This is a genomic window from Ammoniphilus resinae (genome assembly GCF_017873965.1).
GTDB classification, from domain to species: domain Bacteria; phylum Bacillota; class Bacilli; order Aneurinibacillales; family RAOX-1; genus Ammoniphilus_A; species Ammoniphilus_A resinae.
This window is the reverse complement of the sequence record NZ_JAGGKT010000009.1, coordinates 62,998-82,779: the sequence shown is the minus strand read 5'-3', so window position 1 is coordinate 82,779 and position 19,782 is coordinate 62,998. Positions and strand designations below refer to the sequence as shown.

Genomic DNA, 19,782 nt, shown 5'->3' with positions numbered 1-19,782 from the left:
ATAGTCCCTCCTTTCGGATCTAAAAGTAATCCGGTCAAGTTAGATAATTACCGCTTCTTCAACAATCTTCACTAGACGGAAGCGCTTATCCTTGGATAACGGACGAGTTTCCATAATAAGAACACGGTCGCCAATCTTAGCTTGGTTGTTTTCATCATGTGCCTTAAACTTCTTGGAATACTTTACACGCTTACCGTATAGAGGATGCTTTTTATAGGTTTCAACTAAAACCACGATGGTTTTATCCATTTTATCGCTAACGACTTTACCTACTAGTTCTTTACGAGCATTACGTTCCACTTTTGAAAGACCTCCTCTCTTTACGATTAACCGATTCCTAATTCACGTTCACGAAGAACGGTTTTCGCCTTGGCGATCGACTTGCGTACCTTGCTGATACTTGCAGGGTTATCAAGTTGTCCTGTAGCCAATTGGAAGCGGAGGTTAAAAAGCTCTTCTTTCAAAGAATTAACCTTTTGTTCGATCTCTGCAGTGGTTAAATTGCGGAAGTCTTTAGCTTTCATTTGCTTCACCACCCACTTCTTCTCGTTTAACAAATTTACATTTGATCGGAAGCTTATGCATAGCTAGGCGCATAGCTTCGCGAGCTGTTTCTTCAGGTACACCAGCAAGTTCAAACAATACCTTGCCAGGTTTAACTGCAGCTACCCAAGATTCAGGAGAACCTTTACCACTACCCATACGAACTTCAAGAGGTTTCTTTGTTAGTGGCTTATCTGGGAATATTTTGATCCATACTTTACCGCCACGACGAATGAAACGTGTCATGGCAATACGAGCAGCCTCGATTTGACGGTTTGTAATATAAGCCGGCTCGAGAGCTTGTAGACCATACTCACCAAAAGCAACGGTTGTACCGCCTTTGGCAATACCTTTCAGATCAATATGATGCTGCTTACGGTGTTTTACGCGCTTAGGTATCAACATGATTACTGCTCTCCTTCCTCAGCGGATTTCTTCGCTTTGGTTGGAAGTACTTCGCCACGATAGATCCATACTTTTACCCCAATGCGACCATAGGTAGTATGAGCTTCAGCTGTTCCATAGTCGATGTCCGCACGAAGTGTGTGTAGAGGAACAGTTCCTTCACTATAGCCTTCGGAACGCGCGATATCAGCTCCACCCAATCGTCCACTTACCATAGTTTTGATTCCTTTTGCTCCAGATCTCATTGTTCTTTGAAGAGCTTGCTTCTGGGCACGACGGAATGATACACGATTTTCTAATTGACGAGCAATATTTTCTGCAACAAGTGTTGCGTTCGTATCCGCATTCTTAATTTCAGTGATATTGATGTGAACACGTTTGCTGGTCATTTGTGTAAGGGTTTTACGAAGATTTTCAACTTCGGAACCACCCTTACCGATTACCATACCAGGTTTTGCTGTATGGATATTTACATTCAAGCGATTCGCTGCGCGTTCGATTTCGATGGAAGCAACCGCTGCATCTTTCAAACGATTCTTTAAGAAGTCGCGAACCTGGATGTCTTCATGAAGAAGATTAGCGTATTCTTTGTCATTCGCATACCATTTTGATTCCCAGTCACGAATGATTCCGACGCGTAATCCAATCGGGTTTACTTTCTGACCCATACTTTATCCCTCCTTATTTCTCGGATACAACTACTGTGATGTGGCTAGTACGCTTGTTGATTCTGCTTGCGCGACCCATCGCACGAGGACGGAAACGCTTCAGAGTAGCCCCTTCATCCACAAAGATTTTTTCGATAACCAAAGAATTTGGCTCCAATTCGTAATTGTGTTCAGCATTTGCGATCGCAGATTTCAAAACTTTTTCAACTACTGGTGAAGCTGCCTTCGGCGTGTGAGCAAGTATAGCAAGAGCTTCGCCCACTTGCTTACCTCTGATCAAGTCCACCACCAGACGAACTTTACGAGGAGCAATGCGGATGTTTCTTACAATAGCTTTCGCTTCCATGACTGAACCTCCTCTCTTACCTTGTCGGAATTAATTAGCGTTTCTTCGTTTTCTTCTCATCATAGTCATGACCTTTGTACGTACGAGTTGGTGCGAATTCACCCAACTTGTGTCCAACCATATCCTCCGATACATATACAGGCACATGCTTACGTCCATCATAAACCGCAAAAGTATGACCTATAAATTGCGGGAAAATTGTAGAACGACGAGACCAAGTTTTGATAACTTTCTTATCTCCCTTTGCGTCTTGCTCTTCTACCTTCTTCATTAGGTGATCATCAACAAAAGGCCCTTTTTTCAGGCTGCGTCCCATAGTAGAACCTCCCTTCGTAACACACGTACGGCCCTTCCGAACCGTACCCATATCAGATTATTTTTTACGTCTGCGAACGATATATTTCGATGATTCTTTTTTGCTGTTGCGAGTCTTCGCACCAAGAGTTGGTTTACCCCAAGGAGATAATGGGGATTTGCGTCCGATTGGCGCGCGTCCTTCACCACCACCATGTGGGTGATCTACTGGGTTCATAACAGAACCACGAACAGTTGGTCTGTTACCTAACCAACGATTACGACCGGCTTTACCGATGTTGATCAATTCGTGATCAAGATTACCAACTTGACCGATCGTAGCGCGGCACTCAAGACGAACTTTGCGAATCTCTCCGGATGTTAAACGGATGATTGCATATTCTCCGTCACGACCTAGCAATTGAGCAGATGCTCCAGCAGAACGAACCATCTGTCCGCCTTTTCCAGGCTTCAATTCGATATTGTGAATGGTTGTACCAACAGGCATGTTAGCAAGTGGTAGTGCATTCCCTACTTTAATATCCGCATCTGGACCTGACTCGATTACATCTCCAACTTTCAAACCTTGAGGAGCAATGATGTAACGCTTCTCACCATCTGCATAGTTGATTAATGCGATGTTTGCTGTACGATTTGGATCGTATTCGATTGTTGCAACACGCCCAGGGATACCATCCTTAGTACGTTTGAAATCGATAATACGGTATTGGCGCTTATGTCCGCCGGCTTGGTGACGCACGGTGATTTTTCCTTGATTATTTCTACCTGCCTTCTTGTTCAACGGAGCAAGAAGGGATTTTTCGGGTTGATCTGTAGTGATTTCTTCGAAGGTAGAAACAGTCATTTGACGGCGTCCAGCTGACGTTGGTTTATACTTCTTGATACCCATTCGGTTTTCCCTCCTTCGTAAAGATGATCGGCTTAGCCTTCAAAGAATTCCAATGGCTTGCTGTCACTGGAAAGCTTAACGATTGCTTTCTTCCAATCCTTGCGCTTCCCAACGTAGCGACCCATACGCTTCGGCTTACCTTTTACATTAATTGTATTAACTGATTCGACTGTTACATCGAAGATACTTTCGATGGCTTGTTTTACTTCAGTCTTGTTAGACTTTGGAGCGACTTCAAATACATATTTGTTGTCAGCCATCATTTCTGTTGTTCTTTCAGTGATAATTGGGCGCAGGATAACATCGCGAGCCTCTTTCATTATCCAAGCACCTCCTCTACTTTAGCTACTGCATCTTTCGTGATGATCAGCTTATCGTGCTTCAACACGTCAAGAACGTTGATTCCTTCAGCAGTAACAAATTTAACCCCAGGAATATTGCGTGCAGATAGAGCTACGTTTTCAGCGAAATCACCAGTAACAACAAGCGCTTTGCTAGCTACGTTCAAACTCTTTAATACTGCAGTCATTTCCTTTGTTTTTGGTGCTTCAAATTGCAAACCTTCAAGCACTAGAATTTCTTCATTCTTCACCTTGGAGGATAATGCAGATTTGATCGCTAAACGACGTACTTTCTTAGGAAGCTTGTAAGCATAGCTTCTTGGAGTAGGTCCAAAAACTGTTCCGCCGCCTACCCATTGTGGTGACCGGATACTACCTTGACGTGCACGACCGGTACCTTTTTGTTTCCAAGGTTTACGTCCACCACCACTTACTTCAGAGCGAGTTTTGGTATCGTGTGTTCCTTGGCGCATAGATGATTGTTGCATAACTACTGCATCATGAAGCACGTGTTGGTTCGGTTCAATTCCGAATACAGCATCTGCTAATTCGATCTCCCCTACTTGTGCTCCGGTTTGATTATATAGAGCTACCTTTGGCATAGCGTGATCCTCCTTCCCTTAATTATTGACCGCTTTTTACAGTGGATTTCACAAGTACATAACCGTTGTTTGGCCCAGGGATTGCACCTTTCACCAACAACAAGTTGCGTTCTGTATCCACTTTTACTACTTCAAGGTTTTGTACGGTTACTTTCGCAGTTCCCATACGACCCGGTAATTTCATACCTTTGAATACACGGTTTGCAGCGATAGAACCCATAGAACCTGGTCCACGGTGGTATCTAGAACCGTGTGCCATTGGTCCTCTTGAATGGTTGTGACGCTTGATTGAACCGGCGAACCCTTTACCTTTGGAAGTTCCGGTTACATCAACCTTTTCTCCCTCAGCAAATAGATCAGCTTTGATTTCTTGTCCAACCTCAAAGCCTTCCATTCCGCGTATCTCGCGTACGAAGCGCTTAGGTGTTGTGTTAGCTTTCTTTGCATGTCCTTCTTCAGGCTTTACAGCACGCGTAGCCTTCTTGTCATCATAACCCAACTGAACTGACTCATAGCCATCCACTTCATTGTTCTTCTTTTGTAGAACAACGTTAGGACCAGCTTCGATTACAGTTACAGGAATAACTTGACCTTCAGCAGTAAAAACTTGAGTCATTCCCAACTTTTTTCCTAAGATTCCTTTAGACATGTTTGCCACCTCCTGATCAGTAAATGTCGTTTATATAGTCGATCATTCAATTTTAAAATTAAAGTTTGATTTCGATGTCTACACCAGATGGTAAATCCAAACGCATTAATGCATCCACAGTTTGAGGCGTTGGATTAACGATATCAATCAAACGCTTATGGGTACGCATCTCGAATTGTTCACGAGAATCTTTGTACTTGTGCACCGCACGAAGGATAGTGTAAACCGCCTTCTCTGTAGGTAGAGGAATCGGTCCAGACACCTCTGCTCCAGAACGCTTTGCAGTTTCAACGATTTTTTCAGCGGATTGATCAAGTACTCTGTGATCATATGCCTTTAGACGGATACGAATTTTTTGTTTTGCCATTTTAGTCCCTCCTTTTCGCCCATTTTTTAAACGGACAATTCTCCACGAAAATTACCCTGGCATCAGTCCCGATCGCCTCATCCATGACAATGCGCCCGGGCGTGTCAGCAACCTCCCGCTTCATCGCGTCCATTGACCAACATTCAACATTATATTAAAATGCCCAATCAAAAGCAAGCACTTTTTATACATTTCATTGATTTTTGTTGGTCACATCCAGCGAGTCTAACACTAGATCTAAGTTTCGTAATGAAAAACCTGTATTAGAATATCGGAAAATCACATAAAAAGCAACCCTTAAAAAGAAAAGACTTCCGATTGGAAGTCTTTTACGTTCAGAGGATATCTTTACTAGTCGCTTAACTAATTCGCTGCTGCCATGGATTTCAGCCACGTCCGCTCGTTTTCCTGGCGTTTTGTGAAACCATTTTCATCTAGAGACTCCAGGAACGGAATTAAGTATTTCCGAGATAATCCCAATAGTTCCTTTACTTGAGGTGTGGAGAAAGGCTGGTTAGCAGGCAACTGCTTCTGCAAAGATTTCACCGTCTCGTTGTAAGCTGCTGCATAGACAATGAAATCCGGTCCCATCTTGACCCAATCACCCTGGTCCAAGAGGTACGTTTTTATTTCTGTGATTTCCGCCGGTTTGATACCTGCTTTGCCTGCAATCTCTTCCCAGCTTGGAACTGTGATTCCTTCCTTCTTAAGGGTAGATAGGATTTTTTCTACGGTTGGCTTCACCCTGTCCGGAAGGCTCGGCTGGTGTGCCTTCAGTTTCACACTTTCATCTGTTTCTTCTATAATACTATTTTGCAGCCAAGCGTTGGTCAGTTCTCTCCACAACCGATCATTCAGTTTAGAGAAGAGTTTACTGCGTAGCTCCGACTTCTTCATTCCCTGACGCATCGGATATTGCTGGTGATACTTCATCAGGGTGGTTTTTAGCTTGTCTGTCCAATCCTTTAATACATCATCCAAGACAATCGTCTCGCCAAAACGGTGAATCTTTCCTTCCTTAATGAAGATTGCCAGCAGCTGTTCTAGACGACTCTCTCCGAAAGCTAGATTAAAATCAATTTCTTCTGTCGTCGCAAAGCCCTGTTCAGAGAGGACATATTGGAGCATCGACCACTCGTCCCCTTCTTTGAGTAGTTGTAAGAGTTGAACGGACTTTTCTCCAAATTTGCGCTGTACACCGTAAGGCGACAAGACCCTCCCACCACCTAACGTCGTGGTCGGAGACAGGCGCCTAAGGATGAACGGATCTCCCGGTTTTGCAATGATCTCTTCTTCAAGCTGGAGTTGACAGAGCACCTCTTCCCCTGGCTGCAGTTCATTCCGATCATAAAAGACGATCTTCCCCATGACCTCCGAAGTGGCGATATGAAGGCGGATCCTTGTCCGCTGTTTCAAGGGGAATTCCAGGTCAGACAGCATTTCAAATTTGATATCGACTCGGTCACTTTTTTTAAAGTAATCCGGTTTGGTGAGCGTAAACCCGCGTTCCATTTCCTTGAAGTCAATCCCGCTTAGATTGATCGCAGTACGTTGGCCGGCGTAGGCTGTTGTAACTTGCTGATGGTGGACGTGCAGCTGTCTCACCTTCACCGTTTCCCCTAATGGGAACACTTCCACCGTATCTCCTTCAGATACCATTCCTTCATATATAGTCCCCGTCACGACAGCCCCTGCCCCTTTTTTCGTAAACACACGGTCCACCGGCATACGGAAAGGCTGGTCTATATCCCGCTCAGGAATCGCGGACAGAGTATGCTCGATGACTTTGGTAAGTTCATCTAGCCCATCTCCTGTGTGTGAACTCACTGGAATAATAGGAGCTTCGGCAAGGAAGCTCCCCTCTACCCAATCCTTCACCTCTTCCTCCACCAACTGTAGCCATTCCTCGTCCACTAGATCTTTCTTTGTGAGGACAATAATCCCCCGTTCGATTCCGAGAAAACGAAGGATATCGAAGTGCTCCTTCGTCTGCGGCATAACCCCTTCATCGGCCGCAATGACTAGGATCACCAAATCGATCCCCGCTGCCCCTGCGATCATCTGCCGAATAAACCGTTCATGCCCAGGGACATCGACTACACTTACCCGTCCCCCATTCGTCAAGGTAAGCGGGGCAAATCCCAGTTCAATTGAAACCCCACGCTCTTTTTCTTCTTTCAATCGATCCGTATCCACACCTGTCAACTTCTTCGTTAAACTCGTCTTCCCATGGTCGATATGCCCGGCTATCCCTAAAGTATAATGCTGTTCAATCATTTCGTATTCCTTTCCTTGATCTATATCTATTTGATTAAGGCCGATTCTTCATGCATGGTGAAAATTGAATAAATTTTTCTTTAACGATTCCATTATAGCCCAAGTCTACGGAATTTTCTCGTGTGGGGGCATATTTAGAGTGAGGTTTTGCAAGTGGATTATGCGGGAGATCTTTGATCTAGGCACTTTAATTTGAAGCCAGGCAGGAATTGATTTTGCGTGAATGAGGGGTGAAAAGGAGGGTTGGTAAAATTTTTGAGTAAAATGAAATGATTTGTCCCGTTTTTTTGCTTATAAGATCTCAATGGAGCTAATTAATAAAATTTTGGTTATTTTATCGGGGTATTATAAGCATTTTTTCTGCTTACGAAGGGGTTTGGCATTCACTTTTATTTAAAAATGCGCATCTTTGCCTTTTCATTAATATCACAGGTCAAAAAAATCGATATCTAGGTCACAAAATTCAAGGTTTAGGTCACGGGAAATAGAGTCTAGGTCACAGGAAATGAAGTTCTGCTCATCTTGGTGTAATGATTACAAGTAAATACCCAAAAGGGTATGCATGCGCTTCCTAGGTTAACTTTGTTTCGCTATCTGACCAATATCCCCACGGTTCAGCCACAAAAGCAGAAACCCTATTTGAAATACTTTCCCCTTGATTTTCGAAGATAGATCTGATAAATTTTATTAGGTCAACCATAGTAATAGATCTCTTAGATCTCTTTCTAATGGGAGTTGATGGGGTCCTGGTGGCCTCCCCGGTCTTCAAAACCGAGTGTGACGTCCGTGAGGCGTCAGGTGGGTTCGATTCCCACCTTCTCCCGCCAAACTAATGATATCAAGGGTTTGCAACACTACATAGTACAATTACTTTATCCAACATGCACAAGGAAGTTAGACCAATTATTAAATACAAAAGTGAAGTAAAATATGTAACCAATTGGCGCTTCAGCCAGTTGGTTTTTTTGTTGAAACCAGTAATCGTTAATCACGAGATGTTATGACCAACTCTGTAATGTTTGCCGGACTGATACTGCATCTTGCTTTTTAGGATTTAAGAGACTCACAGCTCCGGCTAAAACCATCGAGCAGGCACGCCCTCTGATTAGTGAATATATTCACTATTAATTATGATGTGTATTCAGCTTAAAACAAAGCGAGGCGCCACTGAAAACGGCGCCCCACTTCATAATTCTTCCTATTTCTACGACAAGATCTTTTATTCCTGTCTATTTGCTCGGGTTCACTTCATTTCAATCTGACAGCCCTTTCTTACTGGCATTATTGTTATGGGCTTACCAAGGGAGCTGGCCGACTATCATCGTCAACAGATGTTGTTTCATCAGCTGCTGATTGATCATCGGTTGTTGTTTCATCAGTTGCTGGTTGATCATCAGCTGTTGCTTCATCAGTTGCTGGTTGATCATCAGCTGTTGCTTCATCAGTTGCTGTTTGATCATCGGATGCTGTTTCGTCAGTTGCTGGTTGGTCATCAGATGTTGTTTCATCAGTTGCTGATTGATCCCACACTATATAGCATTCATGAATCTGTTTGTTGCCCTTAGTGTCGACATAAACCTGATATGGTCCCACCTGATAGACGTCTGCCGCGTTGTTATTGATTAGGATCTCATCAGTGAAATCCTCCGTCGAATCATCGGAGTATAATTCCGTAACGGTAACTGTCAGTTTGTTCTGCTTACCATTGATTTTCTCTACCGTAGCCGACGGTGTCGCACTTTCGACAGTGACGGCAGGGAGAATGACCGCGCCTAGTATTTCGAAACCATCATAGACAACGACTGCATAGTTCGCGTCAGCGTCAACATCTCTGCCTTTAACGCTGATCGTCGCTTTGCCGTTTGCGAATGTCGCGGAAGCCACTGAAACGCCGTTCTTTTTCAAAACCGCTTCGGAACCGTCAGGGACATCCGCCGTGACAGGGATATTGGCGTCACGCTCACCCACGATACGCTCCACTGGGGAGAGCCTTATTTCCGCGCCTAGACTCGTTAAGTCTTCGTTCTTATAATCGGACACATACTCAAAAAGCTTAACACGGCTAACGGGCGCATAGTCCTCCAGAGGACCTGTGCCTCCTTGGCCGACGAAACCATTTTCGGTACCGTGCAGTGCATAAGTTTCATTGCTGGAACCAGTATAGAGAAATAGCGTCGTTTCGCCGGTATCGGGGTCTATCCCCGTGTTAAACCATACCGCTCGATCTAATGCACTATCCCCAATCGTTGTGTCTGTGCGTAAAGGAGCCGTATTGTCGCCGTTGCTTAAATCCCGCCACATAATAGAGGGGGCGACAAGGCCGCCGTGAACCAGACTTAACATGGTGTATCCAGTATATCCGTTCGCACTTGTGTATGGTCCCGGATCGGGACTGGTTCTCTTTGTAAAGATAAATCTCGTATTGTCCTGGATCAGCTCCGGCGCTACAATCCTGTCATCAACAATGGTAACAGGTGTACCCGCAAGCCCTCGTTTGGCGTTGGTTATACCGTCGGTTGCCGAGACGGATGGTACGTTCATATTGGTCAGTGCCTGACCTGAGTTGACGGAGACAACCATATAAGTCTTACCGGATTCAATCGTTTTGGCCAATCTCCAGTAATTTTCCGGAGTATTAAAGTCTGTCACACGCGCCGGAATAATCGGAGCCCAGTTCTGATCCCATAGAAATTTCTTCAACGTCAATGTTTTTAAATCATCAGCGTTTATACTACTATCTGTATGAATAGTGAGCGTGCCACTTGTATGTTTTGGTAAGGGCTGGAATTCCTTACTGTTGAGCATTGCCAGTTTACTGCCGCCCAGGTCTTCGACTACCGGTTCTTCATTGTAAACCTCATCTGTAACAGTTGGTTCTACGTTGTAAACCTTATCGGTAACAGTGGGTTCAGAATTATAGAACGCCTGAAACAGTTTGAATTCGGTTTCACCGTCGCTAAAGCGGATATTGACGGATGAGCGGTAGCCCGTATCCGCATAGTTTTGGTCTTTCTCCCATTCGGCAGTCATATGCCCGAAGTTTACCGTATACGTCGTCGCACTATTCGGGGAATCCTTCCAGGCTATTTTTACCGTGGCCACGGCTGGCTTACCGGCACTCACCGCGCCGTTTGCCGGGTTGAGCTTCACGCTGACATCAACATCATCGTCGGGGTAATCGTATGCGACGTTCGCGGCAGAGAAATCAATATTTGACACGTCCTTTGGTACGTTAACATCAAACTCGGTTTTACCTTTGACATTGAAAACATCACCACCGAATGCAAACGACGTGAGCTTTGGCGGCAGCACATTGAGCCCAAGATAGGCCTCCGGATTTACTATGGCCCAATATGCCTCTTTTGGTGCACGATTGGAGTCGAACGGCAGCGGGTAACCTGTACTGCGCCAGCTATTGTTATCGGACACGCCCCAGAATGTAACGCGTGCTATATGTTCGGAGTACTTCTTATATAGCGTGAACAGTTTGGCGTACAATACCGCTTGCTCCTTCAATTGCGCCTCGGTAGGGCGAACATCGGCTGACGTGCCATTAAATTGTACGTCGAGTTCGGTTATGCTGATCTCACACCCGGTTTCACTATAGATCTTTAAAACTTCCTCTAAATTATTTACATTGAGTCTGAGGTTGTAATGCCCCTGTATCCCGATGCCCTCGATCAGTTTCCTGCCGTTTGCCTCAGGGTGTTCATTCGCGTACCTTTCGTTGAGCTCCTTGACCATGGAGGCAATCGCGATTGCTTTGTTGGGGAGTTCTTCATCGTTAAAGTCATTGTAATACAGAGTTGCGTCCGGGGCAGCCTCACGCGCGAACAAGAAGGCATCGTAGACATAATCCCACCCGTTTCCGCCGTTTGCGTAAGCTGCAAACCATTTGGACGGCCGCTCCATCGGATTAATCCCGGAACGAAGCGCGTTTCGCCAGTCGGTCGGATTTTCCGGATTATCCCTCATGGCTTCGTTCACAACGTCCCAGGCGTCGAGCTTATATGGACCCTGACTATAGTGCCCGGCGATTGTCGAAATATACCTTTGCAAACTAGCCCTTGCCTCGGTATAACTCTGACCACTTGGCGGCCAGCCAGCCGACTGGTTATGCCACGCTAGCGTGTGTCCAATCATATAGAAGCCATCGGCTTTGACTTGTGTTAACATGTTGTCGGCTGATGTGAATGACGGATCACCAGTTGCGTTTCGCCATATGGAATCCGGCTTGGTAGCGTTTTCGGGCGTCAGCGCGTTATAGTGGAACTTCATAAAATCATACTTCTCTGCATCGGTTAAGTCGCGCGGGCTAACCGTGTTACCGATAAGGAAGTAGTCCTTGTAGACTTCTTTCAGCGACATAACCTCTGCTGCTGAAGTGTCCGGATCTGTCTCATTGACACCCTCTGCCGCTGATGCATTCATGACCGGCGTAGCAGTAAAAGAACCGAAGGAAAAAACCAGTGCTAAAAAATACGTCAGTAGGTTTTTAGCTTTTTTCTTCAAATAAGATCATTCCTTTCATAACTTTGATTCCTTTTTTGTTTGTTAAATAAGTTTCGCCAAGTATTTTTAATTACCTGTAAAATTTGAATTGTAAACAAAAATTGAATCCTTTGCACCAAATAAAAAAGAGCCATTGGTACATTAGCACCAATAGCTCTTGAGTTCGGAGTCCGGACTTTTTTATTTTAATATCCCTTCTTTATATCGAGAGTTTCGGGAAGATTTATCATACTTACCTTTTCCCCCTTTACCAGCGGATTCTTTATTCCCTTTATGATTTCTTCTTGGTTTTCCTTCAAACTTTAATTTAGGTTTACTCGCAAAGCGTGGTGCTTCGGCGGTTAATTGGACAGGCACATCCTTCTCATCCTTCGTTAGCATCTTTAAGGCAACAGACACTAACGTAATGGAATCGTAACGATCCAGCAGTTCACTCGCAGTTTCCTTAAAAGGAGCGTATTGTTGCTCTTCTACCAATTGAACCATTTTCTCCATTGCCATTCTCTGTTTGGATTCCATGGCCTCTGCGACAGTCGGAACCGTTTTGCGCTGAATATTTCCTTTCGAGGCTTTTTCGATACTCCGAATCTGGCCTATTTCTCTAGGTGTTACAAAAGTAATAGCTAATCCTTTTTTACCCGCTCGGCCTGTTCTGCCAATACGGTGAACATAACTTTCGGGGTCTTGAGGGATGTCGAAATTGTAAACATGGGTAACTCCAGAAACGTCTATTCCCCGGGCAGCAACGTCTGTAGCGACTAAAATATCAATGTTTCCCTCACGAAATTTACTCATAACTACATCACGCTGTCTTTGATTTAAATCCCCATGCAGTCCATCGGCAAGATAACCTCTCTTATTTAAACCATCACTAAGTTCATCCACCCGTCTTTTCGTTCTTCCAAAAATCACGGCTAACTCGGGGTTATCCACATCCAATAAACGGCATAGAACATCAAACTTATCCCGTTCGTTTACCTCATAATAAACTTGCTGAACTGTTGGAGCGGTTACTTCCTTCGCTTTCATCTGTAAATGCTCTGGATTTCTCATGAATTTTTCAGCTAAATTTTGAATGGGCTTCGGCATCGTCGCGGAAAACAGCAAAGTTTGTTTGTTTTCCGGTGTCTCTTTAAGAATTCGTTCGATATCCTCTAAAAAACCCATATCTAACATTTCATCTGCTTCATCCAATACAGCCATAGAGATACGATCTAAACGAAGTGTTCTACGTTGGATATGGTCAAGAAGTCTGCCTGGTGTTCCGGTTATAATGTGAGGTCTTTTTTTCAATGCCTGGATTTGGCGATCGATAGACTGCCCCCCATAAATGGGTAAAGCACGGATCCCCATATATTTAGCCAAGCGATTAATTTCCTCTGAAACTTGAATAGCTAATTCTCTTGTCGGGGCAATGACAATCGCTTGAACGTGTTCTTTACTGGTGTCCACTTTCTCTAAGATCGGTATGGCAAAGGCAGCGGTTTTCCCTGTACCCGTTTGTGCTTGACCGATAATATCTTTCCCCGTTAATGCTACTGGAATGGCTTTCTCTTGAATGGGGGAAGCTTCCTCAAACCCCATATCAGTAATTGCTCTTTGGATGGGTCCACTAATACCCAACTGATCAAATGTTTTCATACTATAAAACCCTCTTCTCTGTACTTATATTTTTTTATCATTAACTAAATATCTGTTTGAAATTCATCCTATCTTAATTCGGATAAGAAAGAAGTGATTTCACAAAACAAAAAACCACTTTATGCTACATCAAAGTGGTTTCTGTTTGATTTAACAATTGCGCTGCCTCATATTTATCAATTCCTTTTACCACTACAATTTCACTAATTAGCATTTGTTTAGCGGTATCCAACATGGTTTTGTCTTCTAAACCAAGCCTTTTTTTACTTTTTAAGGTCATTAAATCTAAGATGACTTGCACACCCTCATAAATATTGCCACTTTTCATTTTATCAGTATTTATGCGTTGCCTTTGTTGGTATGAAAAAGTTGAAGAAGATTCTCTCCCCTGTTGAAACATGGCTATTGCATCATCCAAAATCTCTAGACCGACGACCTCACGTATTTCTAAGTGATCTGTTTTTCCTACAGGTATCATAACCTGGAGGTTCCTCAAGGTCATGTTTATAATATAATAAGACTCTTTTTCACCCAGGATTTCCTTTTCTTGAATGCCTTCTACAATCCCAGCTCCATGTAAAGGATAAAAAATCTTTTCTCCCACTATAAACATAATCTACCCCCTTGACTGAATGTTCTATATGAATGACAAAATCAAGATATTACCTTAATCCTTCCTGTACAAAAAATATCAAAACAACGAAAGCCCTACCTCTCTTTCATCCTTACGGCTCCAACGACCGTGCCAGTGTGAATTGAAATTTCAAAACGATGTGAAGTCAATTAGAAAGTAATCAGAAGTGATAAAAGGATGTGATGTATAAAAGAGGTATCGAAGTGGAAAGCCCCTATGATTAAAATGGACCATAGGGGGGCTGTCTAATCAATCATCTTAAAGCTTAGTCACGTTAGAAGCCTGCGCACCGCGCTGACCTTGAACAACTTCAAACTGCACACGTTGCCCTTCTTCTAAGGATTTAAACCCTTCACTAACGATTCCGCTGAAATGTACGAAAACGTCATCCCCATCTTCTCTTTCAATAAAGCCAAACCCTTTTTCCGCATTAAACCATTTAACCGTTCCTGTTTGCATGTAAAAACCTCCAATTTTTAATTTAAATATGCTTTTCTATTTGAAACAAAAATAAAAAATTCACATATTAAAAAGAGCGATCATTATCGAAGTGATAACCCTTTTTGATATGTGAATTTCACATTGGAATTATACTTTGAAATTGGCAGATACTATAATTAATACTATACCATGTATTTCTTCCCAAAGCAAAGTTAAAAAATACATACTTCCTTTTTCTATTTTTCCATCCTCTTACTATTAATCTAATATGGGAGGACGGGTGAGTTCCTCCCTATCCACTGCATAAATGTTTGGACTGCAATTCGACTTTTCGTGCTCAATTCTGGTTTAATGCTGACCCTCTTGGAATACCAATGAATTTAATTTTTATGCTGCCAAACTTGGGCAAAATGACCCGATCTTTAAAAAAGCATGGGCAGCCATCATTTTCCCTAAACCCATCTAATCATATTGTAATATCTCATATATTCCTTCTTGAGTGGATGGTCAGAATTCCAAGGTTTCTTATCACCTGTAAAATGAATAATTGCCGGAGTGATGGAACTTCCAGTGGAGTGGCGGAGAGTTGTGTAATTCCATTTAGGATCTAGTTTGAGCCATTTGTCGTATAAAATTGCATTCATAGCATCTTGGTCAGGAAAACGAATTTTCCCCGGGTTCCTTTTCACATAATCTATAACTTGATTTGCAGCTTTGTATTGCCTCCATTTACTCAAGTTCATTAAAAGCACTCCACTATTGAAATAACTGTAAGGTCTTGGAATTGATAATGCCCTAATCCGACTGGACGAAACGCTTGGTAGGTTTTCAACTGCAGCCAAAAAGTAATTATCGAGATCAATTTCCCACAAAGCTGTAATATCTTTTTTAACAATCAGGTCACAATCTAAATAGATAACCTTTTTTATATTTTTGTCCAGCAAATTAGGTATGGATAACCGATAATAGGATTCTTTGCTAATATAATCTATTAGTTTTAAGCTACTGTAATTTTTTTCACTTATACTTTTAAAAATTGGGACTAGGTTATAATTTTTTAACAAATGAATGAAATTGGATTGATTTTGTTTCGATAAAGTACTTGAGATTATATAAATTTTAATATCATAGTCAGATTTCTTATTTTCCAGAAGGGACTTCAGCATGACCCCTAAGGGCAGAGCATACGCATCATTCGTTGCTGTTACAAGCTGTATCGCTTTCACTTTGAAACCACCGCCTTTATTATTTCATATAGTTTATGTAGAGTTTAGGTCTTTTGAAATAGTTCATAATACTAACTTGTTGCCAAAGCCTCTTAAAAAGATGGTTATATCAATCAGCACTATAGAAACCCTTATTGAATAAAATAGTAGAAACTAAACAGGCCAGGGTTTTTCGGTGGTTATATTAATTTAAGTAGTATGCCAATATCTAGGGTTGTATAAAAAGGAATGACACGAAACATGATCATTCTAAAGTATGAGGAGAATAGAAATGAGTAGAATTAATATTGTAACTGCTGCTGATGACCGGTATGCTGGATATTTAGCAGTTATGTTATTTTCATTATTGGAAAATAAAAGTTCTTCAATGCCTGTTACGATTTATATTATTGACAGTCAAATCTCCCTTGAGAATAAAACTCTCCTAAACAACATTATCAAAAAATTCAATTGCGAAATCATCTATTTGACTCTCGACTCTACCATTTATGAAAATTTCAAGACTTTAAGACATATTACAAAAGAAACCTATTTTCGCATCTCTATTCCAGAACTATTGGATAAAAGTATTGAAAAAACTATTTATTTGGACAGTGATCTCATTGTAAAGGAAGATATTACTTTATTATGGAATCATCATGTCGATCATTATTTCCTTGGTGCGGTTAAGGATGCTTATTTAAGAAAGTCACGAAATTCCTACCTCTCCATTCCGAAGGATTCTGATTACTTTAATGCTGGCGTATTGGTCCTAAACTTAAAAAGATGGCGAGAATTCAACATAACCAAAAAAATTATTGACTTCATTAAAAATAATTCTGAAAAAATCGTATTCCCCAGTCAGGACCCAATGAATGCCGTTCTTCATGATGCATGGCTCCCTCTTAACGAAAAGTGGAATTATCAACCTTATCTTCATAAAACCAGCCCTCTAGTAAAGCCATCCATAATTCACTACTGCGGTTCTGACAAACCTTGGAATTCAAACCATCCACTTCGTCACTATTATATAGAATATGCCGAAAAGGTCTTTCCTTCTTCGCATTTCGAAAGCCTTCTCACCAAGAAGGTTCGTAAACGCCGAAGACGCAAACGCAGACGTAGACTATAAAGAGAAGCCATTTCTATACGAGGTCTGAAAAAACCCGCTATTTTAGAATTAAAAATGATTACAGAAAAACGAGCCTCTAGAATCACTTCTAAGGCTTACTTTTCGTCAATTAACTTTCCTGCACCTATTTAATCATATTGTAATACCTCAAATATTCTTTCTTAAGAGGATGGTCAGAGTCCCAGGGTTTTTTATCTCCCGTAAAATGGATAATTGCAGGAACAATGGGACTTCCCAAAGAGTGGCGTTCAGTTGTGTAATTCCATCTCGAATCCAATTTAAGCCATTTATCATATAAGATAGCATTCATTGCATCTTGGTCCGGAAAGCGAATTTTCCCTAGGTTTTTTTTTACATAATCTATAATTTGATTTGCAATTTTATCTTGCCTCCATTTACGTAAGTTCATTATAAGAACTCCACTATTGAAATAACTGTAAGGCTTGGGGATGGATAATGCTCTGATCCGGCCGGACGCAAAACTTGGTAAGGTTTCAACTGCAGCTAGATAGTGATTTTCGACATTAATTTCCCAAAGCTCGGTAATATCTTCTTTCACAATCAGATCACAGTCTAAATAGATTGCCTTTTCTATACTCTTTTCCAATAAATCTGGTATGGATAATCGATAATAGGCTTCTTTGCTAATGTAATCCATTAATTTTAAGGAACTGTAGTTTTCATCACCAATACTCTTAAAAATCGGGACTAGGTTATAATTCTTTAACAAATGAATAAAATTGGATTGATTTTGTTTTGATAGGGTACTTGAGATTATATAAATTTTAATGTCATAATCAGATTTCTTATTCTCCAAAAGAGACTTCAGCATGACCCCTAAAGGCTGGGCATACCTATCATTTGTAGCTGTTACAACCTGTATCGCTTTCACTTTAATCCACCGCCTTTATTATTTTATATAATTTATGCGAGACTTAGATTTTGTGAAATAGTTTATACTCCCAACTTGTTAGTTAAGAGTTCGCAATATACCCTAACCTCTTAAAAAGATAGGTATATCAATCAGCAATTTGGTAGCTTTTATTGAATAGGATAGTACAAGATTATATAAGGTAGATAAATAATGTAGCTTTTATTTTGGAGGGAGGAAAGATGGATTTAAATACTCGGTTTAAGAAACTTGTGGGTTATGAGTTAAACTTACAGAATCCCAAGACTTTCAATGAAAAGATGCAATGGATGAAGCTAAACGGTAATTTAGAGGCGTTTTCTATTTATGTAGATAAGTATGAAGTTCGTCAATTTGTGAAAGAAAAAGTTGGAGATGATTACCTTATTCCTTTAATAGGCGTCTATCAACAAGTTGACGATATCAACCTATTGTCTTTGCCCAATTCATTTGTCATGAAAGCAACCAACGGATCTGGCATGAATGTTATTGTCCCTGATAAACAGTCACTAAATTGGGATATGGCAAGGAAAAAATTACAGAATTGGATTACCATGAATTATTACCTTTCCTCGGGAGAGCCTTGTTATAAACCTTTAAAAGGACAAATTGTCATTGAAGAATTTATAAAAGATTTGTCTGGTGACTTGAAGGATTATAAATTTTTCTGTTTCCACGGAGAACCTACGTATGTCCAAGTTGTTTCCCACAAGCGAGTGCGTAGGAGTGCTATTTATGATTTAAACTGGAATAAGTTGAAGGTCCGATATGCGAATAGATTATTAAAAAGGCCTGTACCGAAACCGAAACCGCTTGATAAAATGGTTCAAATCGCTTCAACGCTTGCAAAAGATTTCCCCTTTGTCCGAGTGGACCTGTATTATACGAATGATCGGATTTACTTTGGTGAATTAACATTTGTTCCAAACAGTGGCCTTAAACCATTTAAACCTGTAAAGTATGACAGAATTTTCGGCGATCATATTGATTTGTGCAGGTGTGAAAAGTGAGCGGGATTAATATTGTAACTGCTGCAAACGACCGATATGCCGGACATTTAGCAGTTATGCTGTATTCATTATTGAAAAATAAAATATCTCCACTTCCAGTCACTATCTATATTATTGATAGTCAAATCTCCTCCCAAAATAAGTCCCTCCTGAACAACACTGTTGAAAAATTCGATTCAAAAATCATCTATTTGACTATCAACTCTACCATTTATGAACGATTTAAGACCTTTAAACATATTTCGAAAGAAACCTATTATCGAATATCCATCCCGGATCTTTTGGATAGAGATATTGAAAAAGCTATCTATTTGGATAGTGATCTTGTTGTGGTAGAGGATATTACTGCATTATGGAATCATACTATCGATTCATTTTTTATTGGTGCCGTCAAGGATGCTGGTTTAAAAAGGTCACGAAATTCCGAACTCTTCATTCCAAAAAATTCTAACTACTTTAATGCTGGTGTATTAATTCTAAACTTAAATAAATGGCGGGAATTTAACATAACTAACAAAATTATTAACTTCATTAAAGATAATTCAGAGAGGATCGTGTACCCCATTCAAGATCCAATGAATGCCATTCTTCATGATCAGTGGCTCATTCTTGATAAAAGGTGGAATTATCAACCTTATCTTCATAAGAGAAACCCTCAGATAAAGCCAGCCATAATTCACTACTGCGGACCTAAAAAACCTTGGAATTCATGGCATCCACTTCGTCACTATTATTTAGAATACGCGGATAAGGTCTTTACCCCTTCACATTTTAAAAGCCTCTTCTCCGGGAAAGTTTTGAATCGTCTAAGACGGGGACTATAGTTCTTAAAAAGAAGCACACTTGTTGCTTCTTTTTTCAGTTGTTTCAACTTTATATTTATTTTTTCATTTCA

21 protein-coding genes and 1 tRNA gene are annotated in these 19,782 nt (G+C 41.3%); 4 read left to right on the top strand and 18 right to left on the bottom strand.

Annotated features, from left to right (window positions below):
• Positions 1–39: 39 nt before the first annotated feature.
• The 12 genes from rpsQ to selB form a co-directional block, all read right to left on the bottom strand.
• Positions 40–300: a 30S ribosomal protein S17 gene (rpsQ, locus tag J2Z37_RS14830; RefSeq protein ID WP_342453836.1), complete on the bottom strand. Its 261-nt coding sequence runs from the start codon at positions 298–300 to the stop codon at positions 40–42.
• Positions 301–326: 26 nt separating this feature from the next.
• The gene (gene rpmC, locus J2Z37_RS14825; RefSeq protein WP_209811064.1) at positions 327–524 is read right to left on the bottom strand and encodes a 50S ribosomal protein L29; all 198 of its coding nucleotides are present in this window, start codon (positions 522–524) and stop codon (positions 327–329) included.
• Positions 514–948 carry a 50S ribosomal protein L16 gene (rplP, locus tag J2Z37_RS14820; protein WP_209811063.1) on the bottom strand — a complete coding sequence of 145 codons (435 nt, stop codon included), beginning with the start codon at positions 946–948 and terminating at the stop codon, positions 514–516. Before rplP ends, rpmC begins: the two co-directional genes overlap by 11 nt.
• A 2-nt stretch (positions 949–950) precedes the next feature.
• On the bottom strand, positions 951–1,616 hold the full coding sequence (gene rpsC, locus J2Z37_RS14815; protein WP_209811062.1) for a 30S ribosomal protein S3: 666 nt from the start codon (positions 1,614–1,616) through the stop codon (positions 951–953).
• A 13-nt stretch (positions 1,617–1,629) separates the two neighbouring features.
• Complete coding sequence (gene rplV, locus J2Z37_RS14810) at positions 1,630–1,962, bottom strand: 50S ribosomal protein L22 (RefSeq protein ID WP_209811061.1); 333 nt, start codon at positions 1,960–1,962, stop codon at positions 1,630–1,632.
• 34 nt (positions 1,963–1,996) lie between these two features.
• Positions 1,997–2,278 carry a 30S ribosomal protein S19 gene (gene rpsS, locus J2Z37_RS14805; RefSeq protein WP_209811060.1) on the bottom strand — a complete coding sequence of 94 codons (282 nt, stop codon included), beginning with the start codon at positions 2,276–2,278 and terminating at the stop codon, positions 1,997–1,999.
• A 57-nt stretch (positions 2,279–2,335) separates the two neighbouring features.
• Positions 2,336–3,166: a 50S ribosomal protein L2 gene (gene rplB, locus J2Z37_RS14800; protein WP_209811059.1), complete on the bottom strand. Its 831-nt coding sequence runs from the start codon at positions 3,164–3,166 to the stop codon at positions 2,336–2,338.
• A 32-nt stretch (positions 3,167–3,198) separates the two neighbouring features.
• Entirely contained in the window at positions 3,199–3,486 is a 288-nt protein-coding gene (rplW, locus tag J2Z37_RS14795; protein ID WP_209811058.1) for a 50S ribosomal protein L23, read from the bottom strand.
• Positions 3,486–4,109, bottom strand: coding sequence for a 50S ribosomal protein L4 (gene rplD, locus J2Z37_RS14790; protein ID WP_209811057.1), 624 nt, complete (start codon positions 4,107–4,109; stop codon positions 3,486–3,488). The genes rplW and rplD overlap by 1 nt, the downstream gene beginning before the upstream one ends.
• 22 nt (positions 4,110–4,131) lie before the next feature.
• The gene (rplC, locus tag J2Z37_RS14785; RefSeq protein WP_209811056.1) at positions 4,132–4,758 is read right to left on the bottom strand and encodes a 50S ribosomal protein L3; all 627 of its coding nucleotides are present in this window, start codon (positions 4,756–4,758) and stop codon (positions 4,132–4,134) included.
• A 58-nt stretch (positions 4,759–4,816) separates the two neighbouring features.
• Positions 4,817–5,125 carry a 30S ribosomal protein S10 gene (gene rpsJ / locus J2Z37_RS14780; protein WP_209811055.1) on the bottom strand — a complete coding sequence of 103 codons (309 nt, stop codon included), beginning with the start codon at positions 5,123–5,125 and terminating at the stop codon, positions 4,817–4,819.
• Between the two features lie 363 nt (positions 5,126–5,488).
• Entirely contained in the window at positions 5,489–7,402 is a 1,914-nt protein-coding gene (gene selB, locus J2Z37_RS14775) for a selenocysteine-specific translation elongation factor (protein WP_209811054.1), read from the bottom strand.
• A gap of 730 nt (positions 7,403–8,132) precedes the next feature.
• Here selB and J2Z37_RS14770 point away from each other — a divergent pair.
• Positions 8,133–8,229, top strand: a tRNA-Sec gene (locus J2Z37_RS14770).
• A 460-nt stretch (positions 8,230–8,689) separates the two neighbouring features.
• Here J2Z37_RS14770 and J2Z37_RS14765 read toward each other — a convergent pair.
• From J2Z37_RS14765 to J2Z37_RS14745, 5 genes are all read right to left on the bottom strand, one after another.
• Entirely contained in the window at positions 8,690–11,914 is a 3,225-nt protein-coding gene (locus tag J2Z37_RS14765; protein WP_209811053.1) for an endo-1,4-beta-xylanase, read from the bottom strand.
• A gap of 180 nt (positions 11,915–12,094) precedes the next feature.
• The gene (gene cshA / locus J2Z37_RS14760; protein ID WP_209811052.1) at positions 12,095–13,555 is read right to left on the bottom strand and encodes a degradosome RNA helicase CshA; all 1,461 of its coding nucleotides are present in this window, start codon (positions 13,553–13,555) and stop codon (positions 12,095–12,097) included.
• Between the two features lie 124 nt (positions 13,556–13,679).
• Positions 13,680–14,168 carry a CarD family transcriptional regulator gene (locus tag J2Z37_RS14755; RefSeq protein WP_209811051.1) on the bottom strand — a complete coding sequence of 163 codons (489 nt, stop codon included), beginning with the start codon at positions 14,166–14,168 and terminating at the stop codon, positions 13,680–13,682.
• A 279-nt stretch (positions 14,169–14,447) separates the two neighbouring features.
• Entirely contained in the window at positions 14,448–14,648 is a 201-nt protein-coding gene (locus tag J2Z37_RS14750; protein WP_209811050.1) for a cold-shock protein, read from the bottom strand.
• Between the two features lie 434 nt (positions 14,649–15,082).
• Positions 15,083–15,856, bottom strand: a complete 774-nt coding sequence (locus J2Z37_RS14745) for a glycosyltransferase family 8 protein (RefSeq protein WP_209811049.1) — start codon at positions 15,854–15,856, stop codon at positions 15,083–15,085.
• 271 nt (positions 15,857–16,127) lie between these two features.
• On the opposite strand from J2Z37_RS14745, the gene J2Z37_RS14740 reads away from it, so the two are divergent.
• Entirely contained in the window at positions 16,128–16,967 is an 840-nt protein-coding gene (locus J2Z37_RS14740) for a glycosyltransferase family 8 protein (protein ID WP_209811048.1), read from the top strand.
• A 124-nt stretch (positions 16,968–17,091) separates the two neighbouring features.
• Here J2Z37_RS14740 and J2Z37_RS14735 read toward each other — a convergent pair whose 3' ends face one another.
• Positions 17,092–17,859 (bottom strand): glycosyltransferase family 8 protein, encoded by a 768-nt coding sequence (locus J2Z37_RS14735; RefSeq protein WP_209811047.1) that lies wholly within the window; start codon positions 17,857–17,859, stop codon positions 17,092–17,094.
• Positions 17,860–18,080: 221 nt separating this feature from the next.
• Here J2Z37_RS14735 and J2Z37_RS14730 point away from each other — a divergent pair, with 221 nt between their 5' ends.
• Together J2Z37_RS14730 and J2Z37_RS14725 are read left to right on the top strand one after the other, a co-directional pair.
• Positions 18,081–18,887, top strand: coding sequence for an ATP-grasp fold amidoligase family protein (locus tag J2Z37_RS14730; RefSeq protein WP_209811046.1), 807 nt, complete (start codon positions 18,081–18,083; stop codon positions 18,885–18,887).
• Complete coding sequence (locus J2Z37_RS14725; RefSeq protein ID WP_209811045.1) at positions 18,884–19,711, top strand: glycosyltransferase family 8 protein; 828 nt, start codon at positions 18,884–18,886, stop codon at positions 19,709–19,711. Before J2Z37_RS14730 ends, J2Z37_RS14725 begins: the two co-directional genes overlap by 4 nt.
• Positions 19,712–19,782: the final 71 nt, after the last annotated feature.

Excerpts from the sequence above, each read along its gene's own strand:
- J2Z37_RS14755 (WP_209811051.1), bottom strand. The coding sequence starts at position 14,168 with ATGTTTATAGTGGGAGAAAAGATTTTTTATCCTTTACATGGAGCTGGG.
- J2Z37_RS14750 (WP_209811050.1), bottom strand. The coding sequence starts at position 14,648 with ATGCAAACAGGAACGGTTAAATGGTTTAATGCGGAAAAAGGGTTTGGC.
- J2Z37_RS14740 (WP_209811048.1), top strand. The coding sequence starts at position 16,128 with ATGAGTAGAATTAATATTGTAACTGCTGCTGATGACCGGTATGCTGGA.
- J2Z37_RS14730 (WP_209811046.1), top strand. The coding sequence starts at position 18,081 with ATGGATTTAAATACTCGGTTTAAGAAACTTGTGGGTTATGAGTTAAAC.
- selB (WP_209811054.1), bottom strand. The coding sequence starts at position 7,402 with ATGATTGAACAGCATTATACTTTAGGGATAGCCGGGCATATCGACCAT.
- rpsC (WP_209811062.1), bottom strand. The coding sequence starts at position 1,616 with ATGGGTCAGAAAGTAAACCCGATTGGATTACGCGTCGGAATCATTCGT.
- rplB (WP_209811059.1), bottom strand. The coding sequence starts at position 3,166 with ATGGGTATCAAGAAGTATAAACCAACGTCAGCTGGACGCCGTCAAATG.
- rpsS (WP_209811060.1), bottom strand. The coding sequence starts at position 2,278 with ATGGGACGCAGCCTGAAAAAAGGGCCTTTTGTTGATGATCACCTAATG.
- rpmC (WP_209811064.1), bottom strand. The coding sequence starts at position 524 with ATGAAAGCTAAAGACTTCCGCAATTTAACCACTGCAGAGATCGAACAA.
- rplC (WP_209811056.1), bottom strand. The coding sequence starts at position 4,758 with ATGTCTAAAGGAATCTTAGGAAAAAAGTTGGGAATGACTCAAGTTTTT.
- cshA (WP_209811052.1), bottom strand. The coding sequence starts at position 13,555 with ATGAAAACATTTGATCAGTTGGGTATTAGTGGACCCATCCAAAGAGCA.
- rplD (WP_209811057.1), bottom strand. The coding sequence starts at position 4,109 with ATGCCAAAGGTAGCTCTATATAATCAAACCGGAGCACAAGTAGGGGAG.
- rpsJ (WP_209811055.1), bottom strand. The coding sequence starts at position 5,125 with ATGGCAAAACAAAAAATTCGTATCCGTCTAAAGGCATATGATCACAGA.
- rplV (WP_209811061.1), bottom strand. The coding sequence starts at position 1,962 with ATGGAAGCGAAAGCTATTGTAAGAAACATCCGCATTGCTCCTCGTAAA.
- rplW (WP_209811058.1), bottom strand. The coding sequence starts at position 3,486 with ATGAAAGAGGCTCGCGATGTTATCCTGCGCCCAATTATCACTGAAAGA.
- rplP (WP_209811063.1), bottom strand. The coding sequence starts at position 948 with ATGTTGATACCTAAGCGCGTAAAACACCGTAAGCAGCATCATATTGAT.